17 protein-coding genes are annotated in these 18,444 nt (G+C 43.3%); 9 read left to right on the top strand and 8 right to left on the bottom strand.

The window, feature by feature from the left end; genetic code table 11:
- The first annotated feature begins 202 nt into the window (after window positions 1-202).
- The 4 genes from B2089_RS11850 to prmC all read left to right on the top strand — a co-directional run bounded on the left by B2089_RS11850 (window position 203) and on the right by prmC (window position 4,421).
- On the top strand, window positions 203-1,525 hold the full coding sequence (locus B2089_RS11850) for an ATP-binding protein (protein WP_296323642.1): 1,323 nt from the start codon (window positions 203-205) through the stop codon (window positions 1,523-1,525).
- A 55-nt stretch (window positions 1,526-1,580) separates the two neighbouring features.
- On the top strand, window positions 1,581-2,657 hold the full coding sequence (gene prfA, locus B2089_RS11845; RefSeq protein ID WP_296323645.1) for a peptide chain release factor 1: 1,077 nt from the start codon (window positions 1,581-1,583) through the stop codon (window positions 2,655-2,657).
- Between the two features lie 117 nt (window positions 2,658-2,774).
- Entirely contained in the window at window positions 2,775-3,479 is a 705-nt protein-coding gene (locus B2089_RS11840) for a Fic family protein (protein ID WP_296323647.1), read from the top strand.
- Window positions 3,480-3,482: 3 nt separating this feature from the next.
- Window positions 3,483-4,421, top strand: a complete 939-nt coding sequence (gene prmC / locus B2089_RS11835) for a peptide chain release factor N(5)-glutamine methyltransferase (protein WP_296323650.1) — start codon at window positions 3,483-3,485, stop codon at window positions 4,419-4,421.
- Between the two features lies 1 nt (window position 4,422).
- Here prmC and B2089_RS11830 read toward each other — a convergent pair whose 3' ends face one another.
- The gene (locus B2089_RS11830) at window positions 4,423-5,748 is read right to left on the bottom strand and encodes an OmpA family protein (RefSeq protein ID WP_296323652.1); all 1,326 of its coding nucleotides are present in this window, start codon (window positions 5,746-5,748) and stop codon (window positions 4,423-4,425) included.
- A 75-nt stretch (window positions 5,749-5,823) separates the two neighbouring features.
- Between B2089_RS11830 and B2089_RS11825 the strand changes: the two genes are divergently transcribed.
- Both B2089_RS11825 and B2089_RS11820 read left to right on the top strand, forming a co-directional pair.
- A complete protein-coding gene (locus B2089_RS11825) occupies window positions 5,824-6,096 on the top strand; it encodes a hypothetical protein (protein ID WP_296323655.1) in 273 nt (90 codons plus the stop codon).
- Window positions 6,080-6,358 (top strand): DUF4160 domain-containing protein, encoded by a 279-nt coding sequence (locus B2089_RS11820; RefSeq protein WP_296323658.1) that lies wholly within the window; start codon window positions 6,080-6,082, stop codon window positions 6,356-6,358. Before B2089_RS11825 ends, B2089_RS11820 begins: the two co-directional genes overlap by 17 nt.
- Before the next feature lie 2 nt (window positions 6,359-6,360).
- Here B2089_RS11820 and B2089_RS11815 read toward each other — a convergent pair whose 3' ends face one another.
- The 5 genes from B2089_RS11815 to B2089_RS11795 all read right to left on the bottom strand — a co-directional run bounded on the left by B2089_RS11815 (window position 6,361) and on the right by B2089_RS11795 (window position 9,983).
- Complete coding sequence (locus B2089_RS11815; RefSeq protein WP_296323661.1) at window positions 6,361-6,885, bottom strand: hypothetical protein; 525 nt, start codon at window positions 6,883-6,885, stop codon at window positions 6,361-6,363.
- Between the two features lie 3 nt (window positions 6,886-6,888).
- Window positions 6,889-7,728, bottom strand: coding sequence for a metal ABC transporter permease (locus B2089_RS11810; RefSeq protein WP_296323664.1), 840 nt, complete (start codon window positions 7,726-7,728; stop codon window positions 6,889-6,891).
- Window positions 7,729-7,741: 13 nt separating this feature from the next.
- Window positions 7,742-8,485, bottom strand: a complete 744-nt coding sequence (locus B2089_RS11805) for a metal ABC transporter ATP-binding protein (RefSeq protein WP_296323668.1) — start codon at window positions 8,483-8,485, stop codon at window positions 7,742-7,744.
- 99 nt (window positions 8,486-8,584) lie between these two features.
- A complete protein-coding gene (locus B2089_RS11800) occupies window positions 8,585-9,556 on the bottom strand; it encodes a metal ABC transporter substrate-binding protein (RefSeq protein ID WP_296323672.1) in 972 nt (323 codons plus the stop codon).
- A 28-nt stretch (window positions 9,557-9,584) separates the two neighbouring features.
- On the bottom strand, window positions 9,585-9,983 hold the full coding sequence (locus B2089_RS11795) for a Fur family transcriptional regulator (RefSeq protein WP_296323675.1): 399 nt from the start codon (window positions 9,981-9,983) through the stop codon (window positions 9,585-9,587).
- A gap of 143 nt (window positions 9,984-10,126) precedes the next feature.
- Here B2089_RS11795 and B2089_RS11790 point away from each other — a divergent pair, with 143 nt between their 5' ends.
- The 3 genes from B2089_RS11790 to B2089_RS11780 all read left to right on the top strand — a co-directional run bounded on the left by B2089_RS11790 (window position 10,127) and on the right by B2089_RS11780 (window position 16,641).
- Window positions 10,127-13,648 carry an HD domain-containing phosphohydrolase gene (locus B2089_RS11790; RefSeq protein ID WP_296687425.1) on the top strand — a complete coding sequence of 1,174 codons (3,522 nt, stop codon included), beginning with the start codon at window positions 10,127-10,129 and terminating at the stop codon, window positions 13,646-13,648.
- 101 nt (window positions 13,649-13,749) lie between these two features.
- A complete protein-coding gene (locus tag B2089_RS11785) occupies window positions 13,750-14,859 on the top strand; it encodes a BMP family ABC transporter substrate-binding protein (RefSeq protein ID WP_296323681.1) in 1,110 nt (369 codons plus the stop codon).
- Window positions 14,860-14,907: 48 nt separating this feature from the next.
- Window positions 14,908-16,641 carry a flavocytochrome c gene (locus B2089_RS11780; RefSeq protein ID WP_296323688.1) on the top strand — a complete coding sequence of 578 codons (1,734 nt, stop codon included), beginning with the start codon at window positions 14,908-14,910 and terminating at the stop codon, window positions 16,639-16,641.
- Here B2089_RS11780 and B2089_RS11775 read toward each other — a convergent pair.
- Window positions 16,630-17,784: an MBL fold metallo-hydrolase gene (locus B2089_RS11775; RefSeq protein WP_296323691.1), complete on the bottom strand. Its 1,155-nt coding sequence runs from the start codon at window positions 17,782-17,784 to the stop codon at window positions 16,630-16,632. The two genes, B2089_RS11780 and B2089_RS11775, sit on opposite strands and share 12 nt — an antisense overlap.
- Before the next feature lie 283 nt (window positions 17,785-18,067).
- Window positions 18,068-18,430 carry a metal-dependent transcriptional regulator gene (locus tag B2089_RS11770; RefSeq protein ID WP_296323694.1) on the bottom strand — a complete coding sequence of 121 codons (363 nt, stop codon included), beginning with the start codon at window positions 18,428-18,430 and terminating at the stop codon, window positions 18,068-18,070.
- Between the last annotated feature and the right edge of the window lie 14 nt (window positions 18,431-18,444).

Genomic DNA, 18,444 nt, shown 5'->3' with positions numbered 1-18,444 from the left:
GAAAAACAAACCAAGGTTTAAATTTCATAGTACGATTCCGACATTTCTGGGGGCAAAAAAAGGGGATTTTTGGGGGAAATTCTTTGAAAAGTGTGGATTTTATGGTCAAAAATATATTGAAAAGTGTCTGTTTTTCTTGCGGATTTATATTGAAAAGTGTATATTTTCGTTAGCAAAATTTATTGAAAAGTGGGAGGAATTTATGTTTCGTAAAATAAGCGGTTTCATCGAGAAATTTCTTAAATCAGGGTCGGGTAAAGTTCTTGTTATTAACGGTGCTAAAAAAATCGGGAAAACCTTTATCATTAGAGAAACAGGTCGAAAACTCTTCAAAAATTATATCGAAATCAATCTTCTTGAGGACTCTCTTAGGAACAGACTGTTTGATGACACTCATACTGTTGATGATTTTTATCTTCAGCTTAGTACGCTTGCCGGAGACCGAATGCACGGAAAAAAAACTACGCTCATATTTCTTGACGAAATTCAGGTTTATCCACACCTTTTCGCTCTTCTCAAATTTCTAAAAAATGACGACCGCTTCACATATATTGCCAGCTCTTCTTTATCTGAAAAGACGCTTGGTCAGGTTTCATCACTTCAATTAGACGGTCTTGAAATTTGCCAGATGTATCCAATGGATTTTGAGGAATTCCTTATCGCGAATTCGTTTCAACAAAGCACGATAAATTCAATCAGAAAAAAATTCCAATCATTCGAGGAGCTTTCGCCTCAAGTCCATGAGAAAATGCTGGATATGTTTAAGAAATATTTGCTTGTGGGCGGTCTCCCAGATGCCGTAAAAGCTTTCGTTGGTGAAATGAATGTCATGGATGTGCGTAAAATTCAGGATGAAATTCATAAGCTTTACTGTACGGATGCAGCTAAATTCGACATAGAAAAAAATCTAAAAACAAAACGAATTTATGAAATGATTCCCTCAAATCTTAAAAACAAAAAAAAGCGTATCGTTGTACAGGCAATCGAAAATAAAAAAGGAAAACGATTTTCGGACTATCAGAAAGAATTCGATTATCTCTTAAATTCAGGAACGGCCCTTGAAGTACAAGCAACATCAAAGCCTTCTTTTCCTCTTAACGAGAATTCTGGGAAAAAGATTCTAAAACTTTACCTTAACGATGTCGGGATTCTGACCAATATTCTCTATAAAAATGATATCAGGGCAATTTTGGATGACAAAAAAAGCATTGAATTAGGCTCTGTGTATGAATCTGCCGTAGCACAGGAATTACGCGCTCATGGATTTAATCTTTTCTATTACGATGATCGCTTGAAAGGTGAAGTGGATTTTCTTATAGATGACTATGAATCAGAATCTGTAATCCCATTCAGAATTAAATCTGGGAAAAATTATTCGGTTCACAGTGCTTTGACTAATTTTATGGTAAATACAGACTACGAAATAAAAAAAGCTTTCGTATTCTCAAACGATTCATCTGTCGTTGTAAAAGAAGGAATATGCTACATGCCCATTTATTACTGTATGTTTTTTGAAAAACAATAACTGCCTAGAACTGTCTCATTTGTATAAAATGCTGAAATTTGGTAAATTATAGATTATGGATTTATTGAAAAAACTTACAGAATTGGACGCTCGTTTTGCAGAAGTGAGCGAATTGGTGCAAGACCCGGATTTGGTAAAAGACCAGAAAAAATACAAGGACGTGATGCGAGAGCACGGTCATTTGACAGACGTGCTTGAAGTCGGAAACGAATACAGAAAATGTCTGAAAGGCATTGAAGACGCAAAAATGATGATTACGGCTGAAGACGATGCCGAAATGAAGGAAATGGCCCGTGAGGAGCTTAAAGAACTTGAAGAAAAGGTTCCCCAGCTGGAAGAGCAGATTAAGCTAAAGCTGATTCCACCGGATCCCCTTGACGAAAAGAACATTATCCTTGAGATTCGCTCGGCTGCGGGCGGCGATGAGGCATCACTCTTCGTGCGCGACATGTGGGAAATGTATATCCACCTCTGCGAGCGAAAGGGCTGGAAGTACGAGAATGTGGAGGCTCAGGAAACTGAAGTCGGCGGCTTTAACAAAATCGTCACTCAGATTACAGGAAAATTCGTCTACGGAACTTTGCGATGGGAATCTGGCGTTCACCGGGTTCAGCGAGTTCCTGCCACGGAAAGCCAGGGACGATTGCAGACTTCTACCGTTACCGTTGCTGTTCTGCCTGAAGCCGAAGAAGCCGACATTAAAATCAATCCGGGGGATGTCCGCGTCGACGTAATGCGTGCGGGCGGTCCTGGCGGTCAGTGTGTAAATACCACGGACTCAGCCGTTCGGCTCACTCACATTCCAACGGGAATCGTCGTCATCCAGCAGGATCAGAAATCTCAGATTAAGAATAAAGAAAAGGCTTGGGAAGTTCTCCGCGCCCGCCTCTTTGACTTTGAGCAGAGCAAACTGGACGCAGAGCGTTCTTCTGCCCGAAAGAGCATGGTCGGAAACGGCGACCGCTCGGAGAAAATCCGCACTTATAACTATCCTCAGGATCGCGTAACAGACCACCGAATCAACCTTACCCTCCACAACTTGCCCAGCTTTATGATGGGCAACATGGACGAAATGCTTGACGCCCTCAATGTCTACGCCAAAGAGGAAGAGTTCAAGGCTCTGGACAGTTAATACGCTGCATGGATGCGGAAAAAGTTGAAAATTCTCCCTTGTTTTAGAGGAAGAATTTTCAAGAAACCTTGAATTTGTGAAAATACTTTGTTAAAATCACTGTAGAATTTTCAAGAAATGCTGGCTCTTCTTATCGAGGCGAACCGAAAAGTCGCTTACCTTGATGATGTCCTTGACCCCGAAAACGAAGAAAACGCAAATATCGATGTAGGCGAAGTCATCAATTACATCGGCGCAACTGATTTTGCCATTGACCGCTTGGAAAAGCTGCCTCTTTGCATGAGGCTTTTAAAAGAAACTCATGCGGTTTTGATAAAAGGCGTGCGCGGTAGTGACAAAACGCCCGGCGAATTCCGCACAAGCCAGAACTGGATCGGCGGTCAGGGAAGCAGTCTCAAAAATGCCCGCTATATTCCGCCCAGCGTTGACGACATGAAAATCGCCCTCAATCAGCTGGAGCAGTTTATGAATTCAGATGACCGGCTCGATCCTTTGATTCAGGCGGCACTTATTCACTATCAGTTTGAGACCATTCATCCATTTTTGGACGGAAACGGCAGAATCGGCAGGCTTCTCATAACGCTTTTTTTGCTGCAGAAGAAAATCATCTCAAAGCCGATTTTATACATTTCATGCTTTCTCAAAATAAACCGAGTGGAATACTACGACCGGCTGAGTGAAGTGCGTCGCAGCGGAAATTACGAGCAGTGGATTTTCTTTTTCTTGCAGATGATTCTTGAGCCGTCGGCAAAGCGGGGAAAGGCAAGTCTCTATTCCTACACGGATTATCTGGCAATTTTGCGGCGGGGAACGGAGTTGTAATTTATGACCATTCAAGAAGCAAAACTTTATGGAAAGATAAATCTTCCCGATTCTCCAACGCCAGAGCTTGATACGGCGGTTTTGCTGCAGCACATCACAGGCTTTGATAAAACTCATTTGCTTTTAAACCGGGATTTTGAATTGTCTGGCGGTCAGGAAGCTGATTTTCTCGCCGCTATTGAAAAGCGAAAGACCGGCCTTCCTGTCGCCTACATCACCGGTCACAAAGAATTTTTCGCCTTGGATTTTTTAGTCACGCCGGATGTTTTGATTCCAAAACCTGACACCGAGCTTTTGGTGGAGCTGGCCTTGGACGCATTGGAAGATAAATTCCGGGCAAATCCGGCCTCGATTCCCACTGTCTGCGATATGTGCACTGGAAGCGGCTGCGTTGGGATTTCTATCAATGCTGAATTGAGAATGCAGAATGCAGAATTAAAAATGACATTCGTTGACATCAGCGAAAAAGCTCTGGAAGTTGCGAAGAAAAACGCGCAGAGACTTTTAGGGACGGGGGAGCCAAGCGACCAATGTCCTGTGCCACATTATGAATTAAGCATTATGAATTGTGCATTCGTCCAGTCAAATCTTTTTGAGAATATTCCCCATACTTTTGATTTAATCGTCACCAATCCGCCTTATGTGCCTCATTCTGAAAGTCTGGAGCTTTTGAAGGACGGACGGAGCGAGCCGCTTCTTGCCTTGGACGGCGATGTGACAGAAAACGGCGAATATGCCCGCACAGAGGACGGCCTTTCTTTAATCAGGCGGCTTCTTCCCCAGTGCTATGAGCATTTGAACCGAAACGGAGTGCTGATTATGGAAACCGGCGAATACAATGCCCAGGAAACGGCGGAACTTTTTAGGCAGGCTGGTTTCCGCAATGTGAGAATCGAATACGACATGAACGAGATGATGCGCGATGTCGTGGGAGTAAAGTAAATCACTCCAGAATCGTGATTTCTACGCGACGGTTCTGGGCGCGGCCTTCGTCAGTGGAGTTGCTTGCGACGGGTTTTGTGCCGCCCAGTCCTTTGCAAATAAAGCGGTCGGCGGCGATTCCCCGATTTGACAATTCCGCGGCGATTCGGCGGGCGCGCTGAACAGAAAGTGCCTGCTCCCCCTGGGGTTTTCCCACGGCCGCCGTATGTCCTTCAATCAAGAACTGGGAATTTGGCGCCAGTTTTAAGACTTCTGCTATTTCATCAAGGCGGGATTTTTCCGTGGCGAGAACTTCATCGCTGTCCGCCTTGAATTTTATGTCACGCACGGAAAGTCGGATTCCGGCAGGAGTTTCCTCAAAGACCATATTGTTTTTAGAATTTCCGTCAGGGCTTGTGCCGCTGCCTTTTGAAGAGGCGATTTTTTCCGAGAGGGAAGATTTTCCGCCTGTGCCACTTGTGCCTGTCGTGCCTTTTCCTGCTTTCGGCTTGTCATCGGCTTTTGCGATTCGGTTGAGGGCAAAAATCAGCTTGTCGCGGTCGATTGCAGGCGGATATTCGGTGAACATGGTAATCGTTCCTTTGAGATTTACTTGCGTTCCGTCGGTGTAGGTGAAAGTCTCATCAACATTGTCGCTGATAAGAATCGCCTCGCCTGTGCTCTGCCGCACGATTATGTCCGCTTTGTGGCCGCCTCTTGCCTGCCTGAGAGAGTCATCGCCCTTTGGGTCGCGGTCAAAATTTGAAAACCCGTAATTCGTCTGCCAAATCGCTTTTATTCTATATACATTCTCGCCCTTGTAGACTTCCGCTCCCTCAAAAGTGTAGCGAACCAAAATCGGAATCCGGGTGAAAATGCCTTTGTTCATAGGGTCAACAGCCCTCTCTCCCTCCCCTTTCCATGAATCGCCCGATTTTAGCTGCTCGGTGGTGTAAGAAGGAAAACTTCGGAATGTGGGATAGCCGTTATCGGAAATCATGGTCATTTTTCCGTCAGCAGAGATTTTAAAAACAGAAGGAATTGCATCATGAATGCCGGCCATCGTTGACTGGGAATTGCGGAGCGTCTCTTCCACGACAAAGAAATTGCCGTCATACCAGCGGTCTGATTTTGAAGAGCGGATTCCGTCAGGCGCATCGCTTCGGCTGATAAAAGAACGTACTTCACGGCTGGTAAGGCCAGAATATTTTCCGTTCACATAGCGGCGCAGATTGGTTCTCTCCACCATTTTATAGCTGGAGTCGCCTGAATAAGTCAGTTTCGTCTGAGAAAAAACAAAGGCCTGAAAAAACGAGATTATTCCGATAATAAGAGCAGATTTCTTCATGCTGAAATTATCGGCAGATTTGGGGCAGTATTGAAAAATCGTTCTAAATCGTTCATTATGAATAAAGGAGTTTTTATGTTGTATCCATTAATGACTTTGAATGATGGGACAGAAATCGTCCACTCAGAAATGAAAGAAGACGGTCGAGTTATTGTTAAAATTGAAACTCCTGATGAAAAAATCGGTTTCAAAAGCGCAGATTGCTGGCTCCCTGATTACAAATGGGAAAATATTGTCGGCTACTCGGCTGAAGAACAAAGATATTTAAAAAACCTTGTAGAATCAATGGCTCATCTGATTTTGGAATTCTCACAGACAGGCGGTTTCGAAAATGCCTCAAATTTTTAAATTCGGCTCATATAGAATCTATTTCTGGCTCAATGAAGGAAAACCTGTTGAACCCGTTCATGTCCATGTCTCACAAGGCACGCCTTCTGAAAATTCAACCAAAATTTGGATTACAAGCACGGGAAAATGTTCAGTTGCAAATAACAAGTCCAACATACCTGCAAAAACACTTGGAAATATCGTTCGTCTGCTTGAAAGCCAATACATGGAAATTCTTTCACTTTGGAAAGAAACTTTCGGTGAATTACGCTTCTACTGCTAAATTTACATTTCCACAGAATCGGCTTTTACATAATTGTAGGCGACATCTCCGTCAAGAAATGCGGTGACATACTTTCCCGTAACGGTGATTTCATCGCCTTCTTTTGGAACTTCTCCGCCAAAATCATATTTGAACTCGATTCCAGTCTGGCAGCAGGCAAGTGCATCCGTAATTATTACCGCATAAGCCGTCCCACCGTTTGCAGTGGGTGAATTCGGATACGCAGCAAATTTTCCTTTCATTCTGACGGTTTTTTCGTCATAAATTTCAGGTTCAGCCATCATGTTAAAGACTTCGGCATAGACCATATTCGCGTTCATTGATGAAAGATCGTAGTCGATTTTTGAGCCGTCAGAAGATGTGGCGGCACTGGCAGAAGTTGCATTGTTGGCGGCGACAGCGGCTTCTTCCATGGTGAGTGCATTTTCAGGAATGGCAAAGCTGGTCGCTACAGGAGCTTTTTCTTTGCAGGAAATAAAAAGCCACAGATTACACAGATTTACACAGATTAAAAAAATTTTTTTCAATTTTTAACTCCTTACTTTTCCCACGATGTAGAATATGATGAAGGCCAAAAGGTCGGCGGCTACTATTGTTGAGCCGACCGGAGTGCCAGCGGGTACGGAAATCAAAAGCCCCGTAAGAGCGCAAGTGACGCTGATGATGACAGAGCAAATTGTTACGCTCTTGAAACTTTTGAAGACCCTCATGGCCGAAAGAGCCGGAAAAATCACAAGGGCTGAAATCAAAAGTGAGCCGACTAAGTTCATGGCGAGGACGATAATCACGGCGATGATGATTGCAATCACGAGATTGTAGACAGAGGCATGAGTTCCCACGGCCTGGGCAAAGGCTTCGTCAAAAGTAACGGCGAAAATTTTGTTGTAAAAAACGATGAATGCGGCAATCACGGCAAGGGAAAGGCCGGCGCAGAGCCAGACTTCACCTTTTGTAAGGGTAAGAATCGAATAAGAGCCGAAAAGGGTGGAGCAGACATCACCGGAAAGATTGTTTGAGGGCTTGAAGATGTTCATAATCAGGTAGCCCAAAGCAAGGGAAGCCACACTAATCATGGCTACGGCGGCATCTCCCTGAATTTTGGTGTTTTTTCCAGTGCGGAGAAGCAAAATCGCGGCGATTACAGTGACCGGAAGCACGAGATACATATTATTGGAAAGATTGACCACGGCGGCAATTGACATAGCCCCGAAAGCCACATGGCTCAATCCGTCGCCGATAAAGCTGAATCGTTTGAGAACAAGGGTAACGCCCAGCAAGGAAGAGCAGAGAGCCACCAAAATACCGACGATAAAAGCCCGCTGCACGAAGGGAAAATTGAAGTGAAAGAAAGTGATTAAATCCTGTAACATCTGTCCTCCCAGATTATCGATTCAAGCCCGACAATGACACCGGCGTTCTTCCGATAATTTTTTTGATTTGTCCGTTGCAGTCCGGGCAAGTGGTTTTGTGGATGAACTCGGCCTTTGTTCCGAAGAAAATACTCTCGCCGATGTGAAGAACATGAGTTGCGTAGCGGAGGGCTGCTTCCACATCGTGGCTAATCATAATTATTGTGATTCCCTCTTTGTGAAGGCTTTCGATGAGGGCGTACATTTCTTCCTGAGCGGCTGGGTCAAGGGCAGAAACCGGCTCGTCCAAAAAGAGCATTTTCTGTGTGGCGCACAAGGCTCTGGCCAGTAAAACCCGCTGCTGCTGACCGCCTGAAAGTTCCCGGTAGCATTTTTTTGCAAGGTCGGTGATTCCCATTTTTGCCATGGCACGGGCGGCAAGGAGCCGTTCGCTTTTGATATAGAAAGGCCTGCGACCACAGCGAGACTGGCAGCCAGAAAGCACTATTTCACGCACGCTGGCAGGAAAATCTTTTTGAATCATGGTCTGCTGGGGAAGATAGCCGATTTCGTCTGCCAGGAGTCCGTCGCCCGTGGTGATTTTCCCGTCCAGAGGCTTAATCAGGTGGAGGATTGTCTTCATGAGAGTGGATTTTCCTGAGCCGTTCTCGCCCAAAATGCAGAGATAGTCCCCCGCATTCACCGAAAAAGAGAGATTTTTAACAATAACCTTAGAGTCATAGCCCAAGGTAAGATTTTCACAAGTCAACTGTGACAATTTTCTTCTCCATAATTCTATCCACAGATTTCCACCGATTTTCACAGATTTTCATATAAGAAAAATTATAATCTGTGTTCATCTGTGCCAATCTGTGGATTATTTTAATGCTTCCAGATTGCTTCGCATGATGTTCAGGTAGTCTGCGCCTTTTTTGGCTTGTTTCAGCGTGACAGACTGCATGGAATCCAGCGTTATGACCGGAAGCCCTTCCCGATTTGCGCTTGAAATGACAGTCCGGGCGATTTTTTTGTCTGCGCTTTCGGTTACGAAGACCGCCTTTGCGTCCAATTCCTGACATTTCTTTGCCAAGAAAGCGATTGTCTCAAAGCTGGCCTCGGTTTCGGCAGAGCATCCGGCAAAAGCCGCATAATATTTAATCCCGAATTCGTCGGTCAGGTAGCGGAAGGGGAAACGGTCACAGACGATGATGGTCTTTCCGCCGAATTCGTTGGCATAAGCCTCTTTGAGTGAAGAAAGAGCCTGAACATAGCTTACGAGATTTGCCATGTAGATTTGAGCGTTTACTTCGTCCTTTTCCATAAGTGCGCGGGCAATTTCGTTTGAAGATGCAATTGCATTGTTAAGGGAAAGCCAGACATGCTCATCGAATTCAGCTTCTTCATGATCATGATCGTGCTCATTTTCGTGTTCTGCCTGCATTCCTTCCACGACTTCTTCTTCTTTGACGAAGCCTTTTAGCACTTCCATAAGATTGATGACAATCTGATTTTCGTTCCCGGCATTTTTGAGGGCATCGCCCACCCATTGGTCAGACTCGCCGCCCACATAAATGAAAATGTCAGCCGTAGAGATTTTTACTATATCCTTTGCCGAGGGCTGATAAGAATGTAAGTCAACGCCGTCCTTTAAAAGCAACTCAACAGAGACATTATCGCTGCCTGCCGCAAGATTCCTAGCCCAGTCGTAAGCCGGGAAAACACTGGCAAGCACGGTGATTTTCTCCGCTTTCGAAGCCTGGGCCGAAGCCGATTTTTCACGACAGGAAACAAAGCCGAAGCAAGATAAAATCAAACACAGATTTACAAAGACTAAAAACAATTTTCTCATAAAATAAAACTCCAAATTATGCATTAAATCATGCATTCTGAATTATGCACTCTTTACAAACTCCATACAGGGTGGTCTCCCCTACGCTCACCTCAAAGCCGTCGCTGGATTCCAGCTCGTTTACCAGCCGCTCGGTTTGCGAGTGCTCCATGTGGAAGATTTTGCCGCATTTGGTGCAGGAAAGATGAATGTGATTTTTGCAGGAAGAATTGTCGCAAAACTGATAAAAAGACTCGTGACTCCCCGCCTTTGTGACCCGCTTGATTTTTTGCTCTGATTCAAGCTCGGCCAAATTGCGGTAGACGGAACTTTTGCTGATATTTTTGCCCGCCAGAGCCTGAGCGATTTCTTTGGCAGAAAAGGTTTTGTCGGGATTTTCGGTGAGAAAGGAGAGAAGAGCCGTCCTTTGCTCCGTGTTGTAAGTCATTTTAAATTCCTCTCACAAAATTCTTTGCAATTTAAGAATTGTTCCCAAATTATACAGATTGCCTGAAAAGTGTCAATATGGGAACGAGTCGCAAATTGAGAAAAATTTGATTTCTTATAATTATGTATTATAATTAAATCAGTATGCTATGTAAAAAAGATATTAAGCTGTTCTTTTTCGTAATCTTATGCATTTTTACTAATCTAGCGGGAAAGATTTTCGCAGCATCTTTTCATCTTCCTCTTTGGCTTGATTCTTTTGGAACGGTCGCAGCCTCATACACTTTGGGAACAATTCCCGGAGCTATAGTTGGAATCACCATGAATATTTTATATAGCATCAAAAACCCCTTGTCGGCAGCATATAGCCTGACCAGCATAGCCATAGCCATAATAATTGGCTTTTCCGCCCGTAAAAAATGGCTCTCGTCTTTTTACAAAACAATGAATATCAGTGTACTTCTTACGGTCTGCTCTGTTTTCGTTTCTGTATCAGTCAGCTGGTTTTTTGCAGACGGCATGACTAACAATATTTGGGGCGACGGAGTTATCCGCTACCTCGAAGAACAAGGACTTCCGGAACTTCCAAGTTCCATTTTGGGTCAGTTCTACCTCGATTTTCTCGACAAGGCCGTAACTCTTATTGCTCTTTATTTCGCCCTAAAAATCTGGAAAAAGCGAAATTTATTTCTCACAAAAAAGAATTTCATTTTTCTTATGCTTTTTCCACTGATTTTTTCTGCCAGTCAGAAATCCATCGCCGAACAAAAGGATTCAAATTTCAATGCCTATGTTCAAACCATATATTCAAACAATACAGGACTCCCTTGCGGAGAAGCAAATGACATTGCCCAAACTCCCAACGGCATTCTCTGGATCGGCACTTATGCGGGGCTTTACCGCTACAACGGAAGTGAATTCCGTTGCATGACAGATTTTAAGTCAGTACGAAGCATAAACTGTTTGTATGTGGACGAAGAAGGCCGCCTTTGGATTGGAACAAATGACAACGGACTCTCAATCTGCATCAACGGAAAAATCGTAAACACTCTGGACAGAAATAAAGGGCTTCCTTCAAATTCCGTTCGCAAAATCGTAAAGGGCGCAGACGGTTATTATTATGTGGGAACTTCTGTAGGAATCCTGGTTCTGGAACTCAACAGCGGGCTTAGAATCTGCAACATCATAAAAGAAGCGGGATACATAATGAGCTTAAGTGCCGATAACAACGGATTTGTAGCGGCAGTCAGTTCTGGGGGCAAACTCTTCATATTAAATGAAAGCGAAATCCGTTATTCGCAAGTTTTAGAAAGTGAAAAAGAAATTTACACCTGCTGTTCTTTCGGCAAAGACGGAATTCTGAATGTAGGAACCTCAAAAAATCATATTTACCGCTATAAAGTAGGTCAGGAATTTTCAGAACCCCAGGGCTTTAGCTCTACGGATAACCTCACATATCTCAAAACAATATACTTTGACAAGGATCGCATATTTGTCTGCGCTGACAACGGAATCGGCTACTACGACAACGAAAACAATTTTGTCATAATCGGGACTGGTAGATTCAACAATTCTATAGATAACATGTGCGTTGACTATCAGGGAAATTACTGGTTTACATCATCACGACAAGGTTTGATGAGACTTTCTGCCTCGGCTTTCACGAATTTGTACGCATCGAGCAATCTTCCTTCAAAAGTCGTAAATACCGTTACAAAATGGCAGGATTCTCTTTATATAGGAACGGACAAAGGCCTCGACATCATCAAAGACGGCAAAAAAATTCAAACGGAGCTTTCTTCTCAGCTCGCATCCGTTCGTATCCGCTGTATCAAGAAAGATTCAAACAATCACCTTTGGATTTGCACTTACGGCAGAGGCTTGCTGGAAGTCGAAGAAAACGGAAAAATCACGGTTTACGACAGTTCTTTGGGCAAAATCGGAAATTGGATGCGCGTCGTCATAGAATTGAGCAACGGAACGATGCTTGCCGCAGGTGAAAAGGGAATCTCTTTCATAAAAAACAAAAAAGTCACAAAACTTCTGAAATATGGCGAGAATCTGAGCAACGCTGTCATTTTAAGCCTCATGGAAATGCCTGATGGAACGATTCTCGCAGGCTCTGACGGAGACGGCCTAATCGTTATTCAAAATGAAGAAGTAAAGAGGATTTTCACGCAAACAGAAGGCCTCACAAGCGGAGTTATTTTAAGAACCGTGTGCGACCCAATAAATTCTGGCGTTTACATCATCACGAGCAACAGTCTTTGCTACATGGACAAAAGATTCTCTATCCGCGCCATCGAAAATTTTCCCTATTTCAACAACTATGACATTCAAATCGGCGCTGACGGAAAGTTATTTGTTCTCGGAAGCGCAGGTATTTATATCGTGAGCAGCTCTTCAATTCTATCTGCTGCGGACAAAATTCACTTCGACCTGCTTGACTCAAAAAGCGGCCTCACATCCTCACTTACGGCAAACGCCTGGAATTACATCGATGAAGAGGGAACTCTTTACCTTTCAACTGGAACTGGTGTATATAGCCTCGACACAAGCAATTATTCTTTTTCAAAACTTTCATACCGCATGATGGTATCTTCTGTCAAATTGGATTCTGTGACTTTCCCCATCGACCGTGACGAACCGCTTATTATCGGCAGAAACATAAGCAAAATCGAAATTTTCCCAGAAGTCATTAATTTTACTGTCCTTGACCCTCAAGTCGGTTATTGGCTCGAAGGCTTTGACCAAAAAGAAAACATTGTTTACCAAAGCGAACTCTCAAGCATAGTCTACACGAATCTTCCTTATGGAAGCTACTCTTTCCATCTTTCGGTGTTTGACAAAGACCAGAATATCCTTGAGGAAAGCTTTTATTCTTTCATAAAAGAAAAAGAAATTTACGATAACACTTATTTTAAAGTCTATCTGTTCCTTGTTGCTGTAATCGCAGTTGCATGGCTTACATTCCTTGCGGTTCGCAGTCAGTTGCAGCATCGTTTTGACTTGCAGAAAAAAGAAATTGAATTCGCAAGAGAACAAATTCGAATGGGAAACGAAACCATTCTTGCTATTGCAAAAACTGTCGATGCAAAAGACGAAAACACTTCACAACACTCAATGCGAGTCTCCGAATACTCAGTCATGATTGCTGAAGAGCTCGGATTTAAAAAAGCAGAATGTGAGAATCTGCGCAAAGCCGCCCTTCTTCACGACATTGGAAAAATCGGCATTCCTGACAGAATCTTAAATAAGCCTTCAAGACTTGACGATGACGAATATGAAATTATGAAAACTCATGTCACACGAGGCGCAGAAATCCTAAAAGGATTCACAATGATTGACCATGTAGACGAAGGCGCACGCTATCACCATGAAAGATGGGACGGAAGCGGTTATGCGGACGGCTTAAAAGGTGAGGAAATTCCTCTTTACGCGCGAATCATCGGAATTGCAGATGCCTTTGACGCAATGACGGCAAATCGTGTCTACCGAAAAAAACTGGATTTTGATTTTGTAGTTTCGGAAATCAAGCGATGCCGCGGAACACAGTTTGATCCAAAAATCGCAGACATCTTGCTGAGCCTTATCGACAAGGGCAAGATAGATGTTGAAGAGCTTTATAATGAATCAAAACACAAACAAGAAGGTAAGCAGTCATGAGAAGAGAAACAAAAATCACGGCATTTGCCTCATTCTTTTTCCTAGCCTTTTTCTTTCTTCATCAAGTCATGACAAAACCAACTGGACAACGAAGTGAAAAAATGAAGATCGGTTTCATTTATGATGGCGATGAAAGTATTCCTAACACAAACAATTTTATACGCTCTCAGCATTTGCTTGAGGAACAATACAATGACGAAATAAGCATAATCGTAAGGAACAATGTTTCCCCAGACCAAATCGAGGCGGCAATTGACGAAATGGCACGGGAAAAATGCTCAATTATCTTCACGACAAGTTACGCACATTCTATAGTAGCAAAAGAATGTGCCGAAAAATACCCGGAAATTCAAATCTGTCAGGCCACTGGCGACAATGCACAGGAAGAGCCTTTCATCAGCAATTACCACACTTTTATGGGTGAAATTTATCAGGGGCGCTACATTTCAGGAATCGTCGCAGGCATGAAGCTCAAAGAATTAATCGAAAACGGCGTTATCACCGCTGAGCAGGCAAAACTCGGATATGTAGGTTCCTATCCATTCCCGGAAGTTATTTCTGGTTACACGGCATTCTTGCTTGGAGCGCGCTCTATAGTTCCCTCTACGACAATGACAGTCATTTATTCATACACCTGGAGCTCGTTCTCACAAGAAAAGGCTTGTGCTGAGCATCTCATAAACAATGGTTGCATCATCATTTCACAACATTCCGATACAGTCGGGCCAGCCGTTGCCTGTGAAGCAGCCTTTGAAAAAAATATTTTCCATATCGGTTACAATCAAAATATGATAGATATAGCTCCCATGACTTCTCTCATGAGCACACGAATTAACTGGACTCCATATATCACAGGAGCAGTCGAAGCAGTCCTCAACAAAAAAAGCATTGAAAAAACTGTAAAAGGCCATGTTCACGGAAATGATGTAGGCGCAGGAATCGACTTAAATTGGGTTCAGATTCTCGAATTAAATTCAATTATCACCGCAAAAGGTACGGAAGAACAAATCGCAAAAGCAATTCAAAATTTCAAACGCGGAAAGACCAATGTATATGTTGGAGACTACATCGGCGTCAACCCCTATGATGAAAACGATATTTATGATTTAAGGAAAGGCTTCAAGGAAAACGCAAATTCTTCCGCACCGTCATTCAATTATGTTCTAAAAGATGTAATAAAAGTAGACGAAATTTCATTGTTCCAAAATTAATTCTGTATTATTATATTTCAGATTAATTTCACAATTTAAGGACTCATAATGAAATATACAAAATTCTTTTCAGCATTTTCAGTTTTATTAATTTCGTTTGCCGTATGTTCTTGCGGGAGCAAAACTTATTCCTTAAAAGACGGCACATTTTCTGGAGAAGGCGAAGGCCGAAACGGAACTGTAGAAGTTTCCGTCACTATAACAGGCGGCAAAGTTACCAATGCGGAAATATTAAACGAAAAGGAAACTGACGGAATCGCAGACAACGCAAAAATTCAAATTATCAATCAGTTTATTGAAGAAGGTAACACAAAAAATATAGATGTTGTTTCTGGTGCGACTATAACTTCCAATGCCCTGCTAGACGCACTCGACGCCGCTCTCGCAAAATCAAAAAACGAAAATCCTATCGAAACAAGCTACTCTGATACAGAATGTGATATTGCAATTATAGGAGCAGGAGGAGCAGGCCTTACAGCAGCAACAGAAGCAGCAAGCAAGGGGGCAAAAGTAATCGTCCTTGAAAAAATGAATTTTGTCGGAGGAAATTCAAATTTCTCAACAGGTGGAATCAATGCCGCTTACACAAAAGAACAGGAAAGACTCGGAATAAAAGATTCAAAAGAAGTTTTTTTTAACGACACGATGAAAGGCGGTAAATTCCTGAATGACCCTGATCTTGTTCACAAACTTGTCGATGAGTCTGCCGGAATTATCGAATGGCTTCAGTCTCCGCTTATTGGAGCTGATTTAAGTGATGTCGGCATGTTCGGTGGCGCAACAAACAAGCGAATTCATCGTCCGAAAGGCGGAAGTGCTATTGGAGCACACCTTGTTCCCCTTCTTCACAAAGCTGCTTTAGCACAGGGAGCAGATATCCGACTCAAAAACAAGGTTATAGATATTATTGAAGAAAACGGCAATCCTTGCGGAGTGCGAGTTTCTTACGCTGGCGGTGAATACACAGTCCGAGCAAAAGCCATAATCATTGCCACAGGCGGATTTGGCGCAAATCCTAACTTGGTGGTTTTTTATCAGGCTGCTCTTGAAGGTTTTGGCACAACTAATCAGAGGGGGGCAACAGGTGACGCTTTTCCAATGGTCGAAAAATTCAATGCTGAGCTTGTTCAAATGGAGCAAATTCAAACACATCCTACCGTCGTAAAAGGTACCGGTATTATGATAACAGAAGCAATTCGAGGAAACGGAGCAATTCTCGTAAACAAGGCAGGAAGGCGATTTGTTAATGAGATTGAAACCCGCGATATAGTCTCTGCGGCAATTCTCAAGTGTCCAGAAAAATCTGCTTTCATTATTTTTGACCAAAAAATCCGAGAATCATTAAAAGCCGTTGAAGATTATGCAAAACAAGGTTTGCTTACAGAAGGAAACACTCTCAGAGAAGTTGCTGAAAAAACTCAAATCGATGCAGTCGCGCTAGAATACACGATTCAAGAATATAACCGATTCGTTGAGCAAAAAAAAGATGGGGACTTCGGTCGAAATCCGAGTAGCATGGAAAGACCAATTTCACAAGGTCCCTTCTATGCGATTGAAGTTGAACCGGCTGTTCATCACACAATGGGTGGTCTCAAAATCAACACAAAGGCAGAGGTTATTAACAAGAGCGGACAGTCGATTCCGGGCTTGTTTGCAGCAGGGGAAGTAACTGGCGGAATCCACGGAGCAAACCGCTTAGGCGGAAATGCCGTCGCGGACTACTGTATTTTCGGTAAAATCGCCGCTGACAGTGCAATCGAATATGTAAAATCAGCGCAATAGCGTTAGAACTTCTCTTCGCCACCATCTTTCCATGAACAAGGACGGCGTTTCCAATCTCGCGGTCTGTCCAATGCAGGGCGTGATGACCGTGAGATTTTCTTTTTCTGCGGCAAGCAAAAAGCGCTCCACCGGGTCGTCCCAACCGTGGCGGGAAAGAACAATCGCTCCCCAGTGAATTGGCTGCACGACTTTCGCCCCCAAAATTTTTGCGGCATGAGCCGACTGCTCCGGAAACATGTGCACTTTCGGCCACTGCACATCGTACTGGCCGCATTCCATAAGGGCAAAATCAAAATCTCCGTACTTTTCGTGAATTTTCTCGAAATGCGGGGCAAATCCTGAATCTCCGTTTTCAAAAATCTTGTGATAATCGTCTTTTAAAACCCAGCTGCACCAAAGGGTCGTCATGTTGTCAACGAGTTTGCGGCCAGAAAAATGCTGTGAAGGCGTACAGGCAATCGTAAGCCCGTTGATTTCTGTTTCTTCCCACCATGCCATGTTCGTGATTTTTTCGGCCTTTACTTTCCAGCGTTTGAGGTGATTTTCAACGCCTAAGGGCACGATATACTGTTTGACTTTCGGATCGATTTGGCAAATCACATCGTAATCCAAGTGGTCATAATGGTCGTGGGAAAGAATCAAAATGTCGATTTCAGGCAATTGGGCAACGCTTACCGGCGGATGAGAGAAACGCTTGCTTCCAACCCAGCTGACCGGGGAAATCATCTCTGAGAAAACCGGGTCAATCAAAATATTCATGCCGTGCATTTGAAGCAAAAGTGAAGAGTGCCCGAACCAGGTGACGCGGAATTCCTCAAGAGGCAGGCGGTTTTCTGGGTCAGAAAGATAATCCGGCATCTTCGTAGGAAATTCAAAATCAGGGCGTGGCTGCCGTTTTGAGAAAGTAAGGGGGTCTGGAGCAGCGTTTTTGTCCATTACGGCAGAAAAATCTTCTTCATTGTGGAATTTTTTCCCGTCAAAATTGGCGGCTCGCTCGGCGTAATTCTTTCGGTCAGCCTTGCTGGCTTTACCGCCAAAAGGCTTCCATGCTTTTAAGAAAACAATGGCAAAAAGGGACACGACCGCAATGACGCCGACAATAACAATTCCAATAATTGCAAGAAAATGAAGTAATTTTTTCATAAGCTAAATATAATAGAAAATTTTGATTGAAGACAAGGGAAAAGAAAAAAATACCGGGTATCTTGAAGAAACAGTCAAAATTTCAAGACCCCGGTATCATTGGATGTTGCATCTCTACCTACAGCACCCGATAAACTCAACTCCACCGAAATCACTAAAAGCAATTTCTTAAAGAGGTACTAAAATAGTTAGGTATAGCTAACTTTCATATTCATTAAAGCATTTTATCTTTTTTTTGTCAACAACTTTTGTTAGCTTTATGCAACTTTTTTCAGGATTTTTTTTAGTTTTTATCGACCCAGATTTGAATTCCCTTTACTACATCGGCATCAATTTGATGCTCAACGCGGCAGGCATTCTCTTCGCACTGATCTTCTGGAAGCCCGGTGATTTTCTGCAAGAAAACCGTGAGCAATTTGTGGCGATTGTAAATATCTTCGGCCTTTGCCTTGCCTTTTTCGGTGAGTTTGAGCATGTTTCCCATGCCGAATTCAACAAAGCCGTCTTTTTCGAGCAAGCCCATTGCCCGGCTGACACTGGGGCGCGAAACAGCCAGTTTATTTGCCACATCTACGGAGCGAACAAATCCGTTTTCTAACTGTAATCTTAATATTGCTTCGAGGTAATCTTCGCCCGACTCGTACATAAAATCCTCCAAAA

The sequence above is a fragment of the Treponema sp. UBA3813 genome (genome assembly GCA_002368605.1).
Taxonomy (GTDB): Bacteria; Spirochaetota; Spirochaetia; order Treponematales; family Treponemataceae; genus Treponema_D.
This window is presented reverse-complemented; position numbering and strand designations above follow the sequence as displayed.

Coding starts and splice junctions, on each gene's coding strand:
- B2089_RS11850 (WP_296323642.1), top strand. CDS start 203: ATGTTTCGTAAAATAAGCGGTTTCATCGAGAAATTTCTTAAATCAGGG.
- prfA (WP_296323645.1), top strand. CDS start 1,581: ATGGATTTATTGAAAAAACTTACAGAATTGGACGCTCGTTTTGCAGAA.
- B2089_RS11840 (WP_296323647.1), top strand. CDS start 2,775: ATGCTGGCTCTTCTTATCGAGGCGAACCGAAAAGTCGCTTACCTTGAT.
- prmC (WP_296323650.1), top strand. CDS start 3,483: ATGACCATTCAAGAAGCAAAACTTTATGGAAAGATAAATCTTCCCGAT.
- B2089_RS11830 (WP_296323652.1), bottom strand. CDS start 5,748: ATGAAGAAATCTGCTCTTATTATCGGAATAATCTCGTTTTTTCAGGCC.
- B2089_RS11825 (WP_296323655.1), top strand. CDS start 5,824: ATGTTGTATCCATTAATGACTTTGAATGATGGGACAGAAATCGTCCAC.
- B2089_RS11820 (WP_296323658.1), top strand. CDS start 6,080: ATGCCTCAAATTTTTAAATTCGGCTCATATAGAATCTATTTCTGGCTC.
- B2089_RS11810 (WP_296323664.1), bottom strand. CDS start 7,728: ATGTTACAGGATTTAATCACTTTCTTTCACTTCAATTTTCCCTTCGTG.
- B2089_RS11800 (WP_296323672.1), bottom strand. CDS start 9,556: ATGAGAAAATTGTTTTTAGTCTTTGTAAATCTGTGTTTGATTTTATCT.
- B2089_RS11795 (WP_296323675.1), bottom strand. CDS start 9,983: ATGACTTACAACACGGAGCAAAGGACGGCTCTTCTCTCCTTTCTCACC.
- B2089_RS11790 (WP_296687425.1), top strand. CDS start 10,127: ATGCTATGTAAAAAAGATATTAAGCTGTTCTTTTTCGTAATCTTATGC.
- B2089_RS11785 (WP_296323681.1), top strand. CDS start 13,750: ATGAAGATCGGTTTCATTTATGATGGCGATGAAAGTATTCCTAACACA.
- B2089_RS11780 (WP_296323688.1), top strand. CDS start 14,908: ATGAAATATACAAAATTCTTTTCAGCATTTTCAGTTTTATTAATTTCG.
- B2089_RS11775 (WP_296323691.1), bottom strand. CDS start 17,784: ATGAAAAAATTACTTCATTTTCTTGCAATTATTGGAATTGTTATTGTC.
- B2089_RS11770 (WP_296323694.1), bottom strand. CDS start 18,430: ATGTACGAGTCGGGCGAAGATTACCTCGAAGCAATATTAAGATTACAG.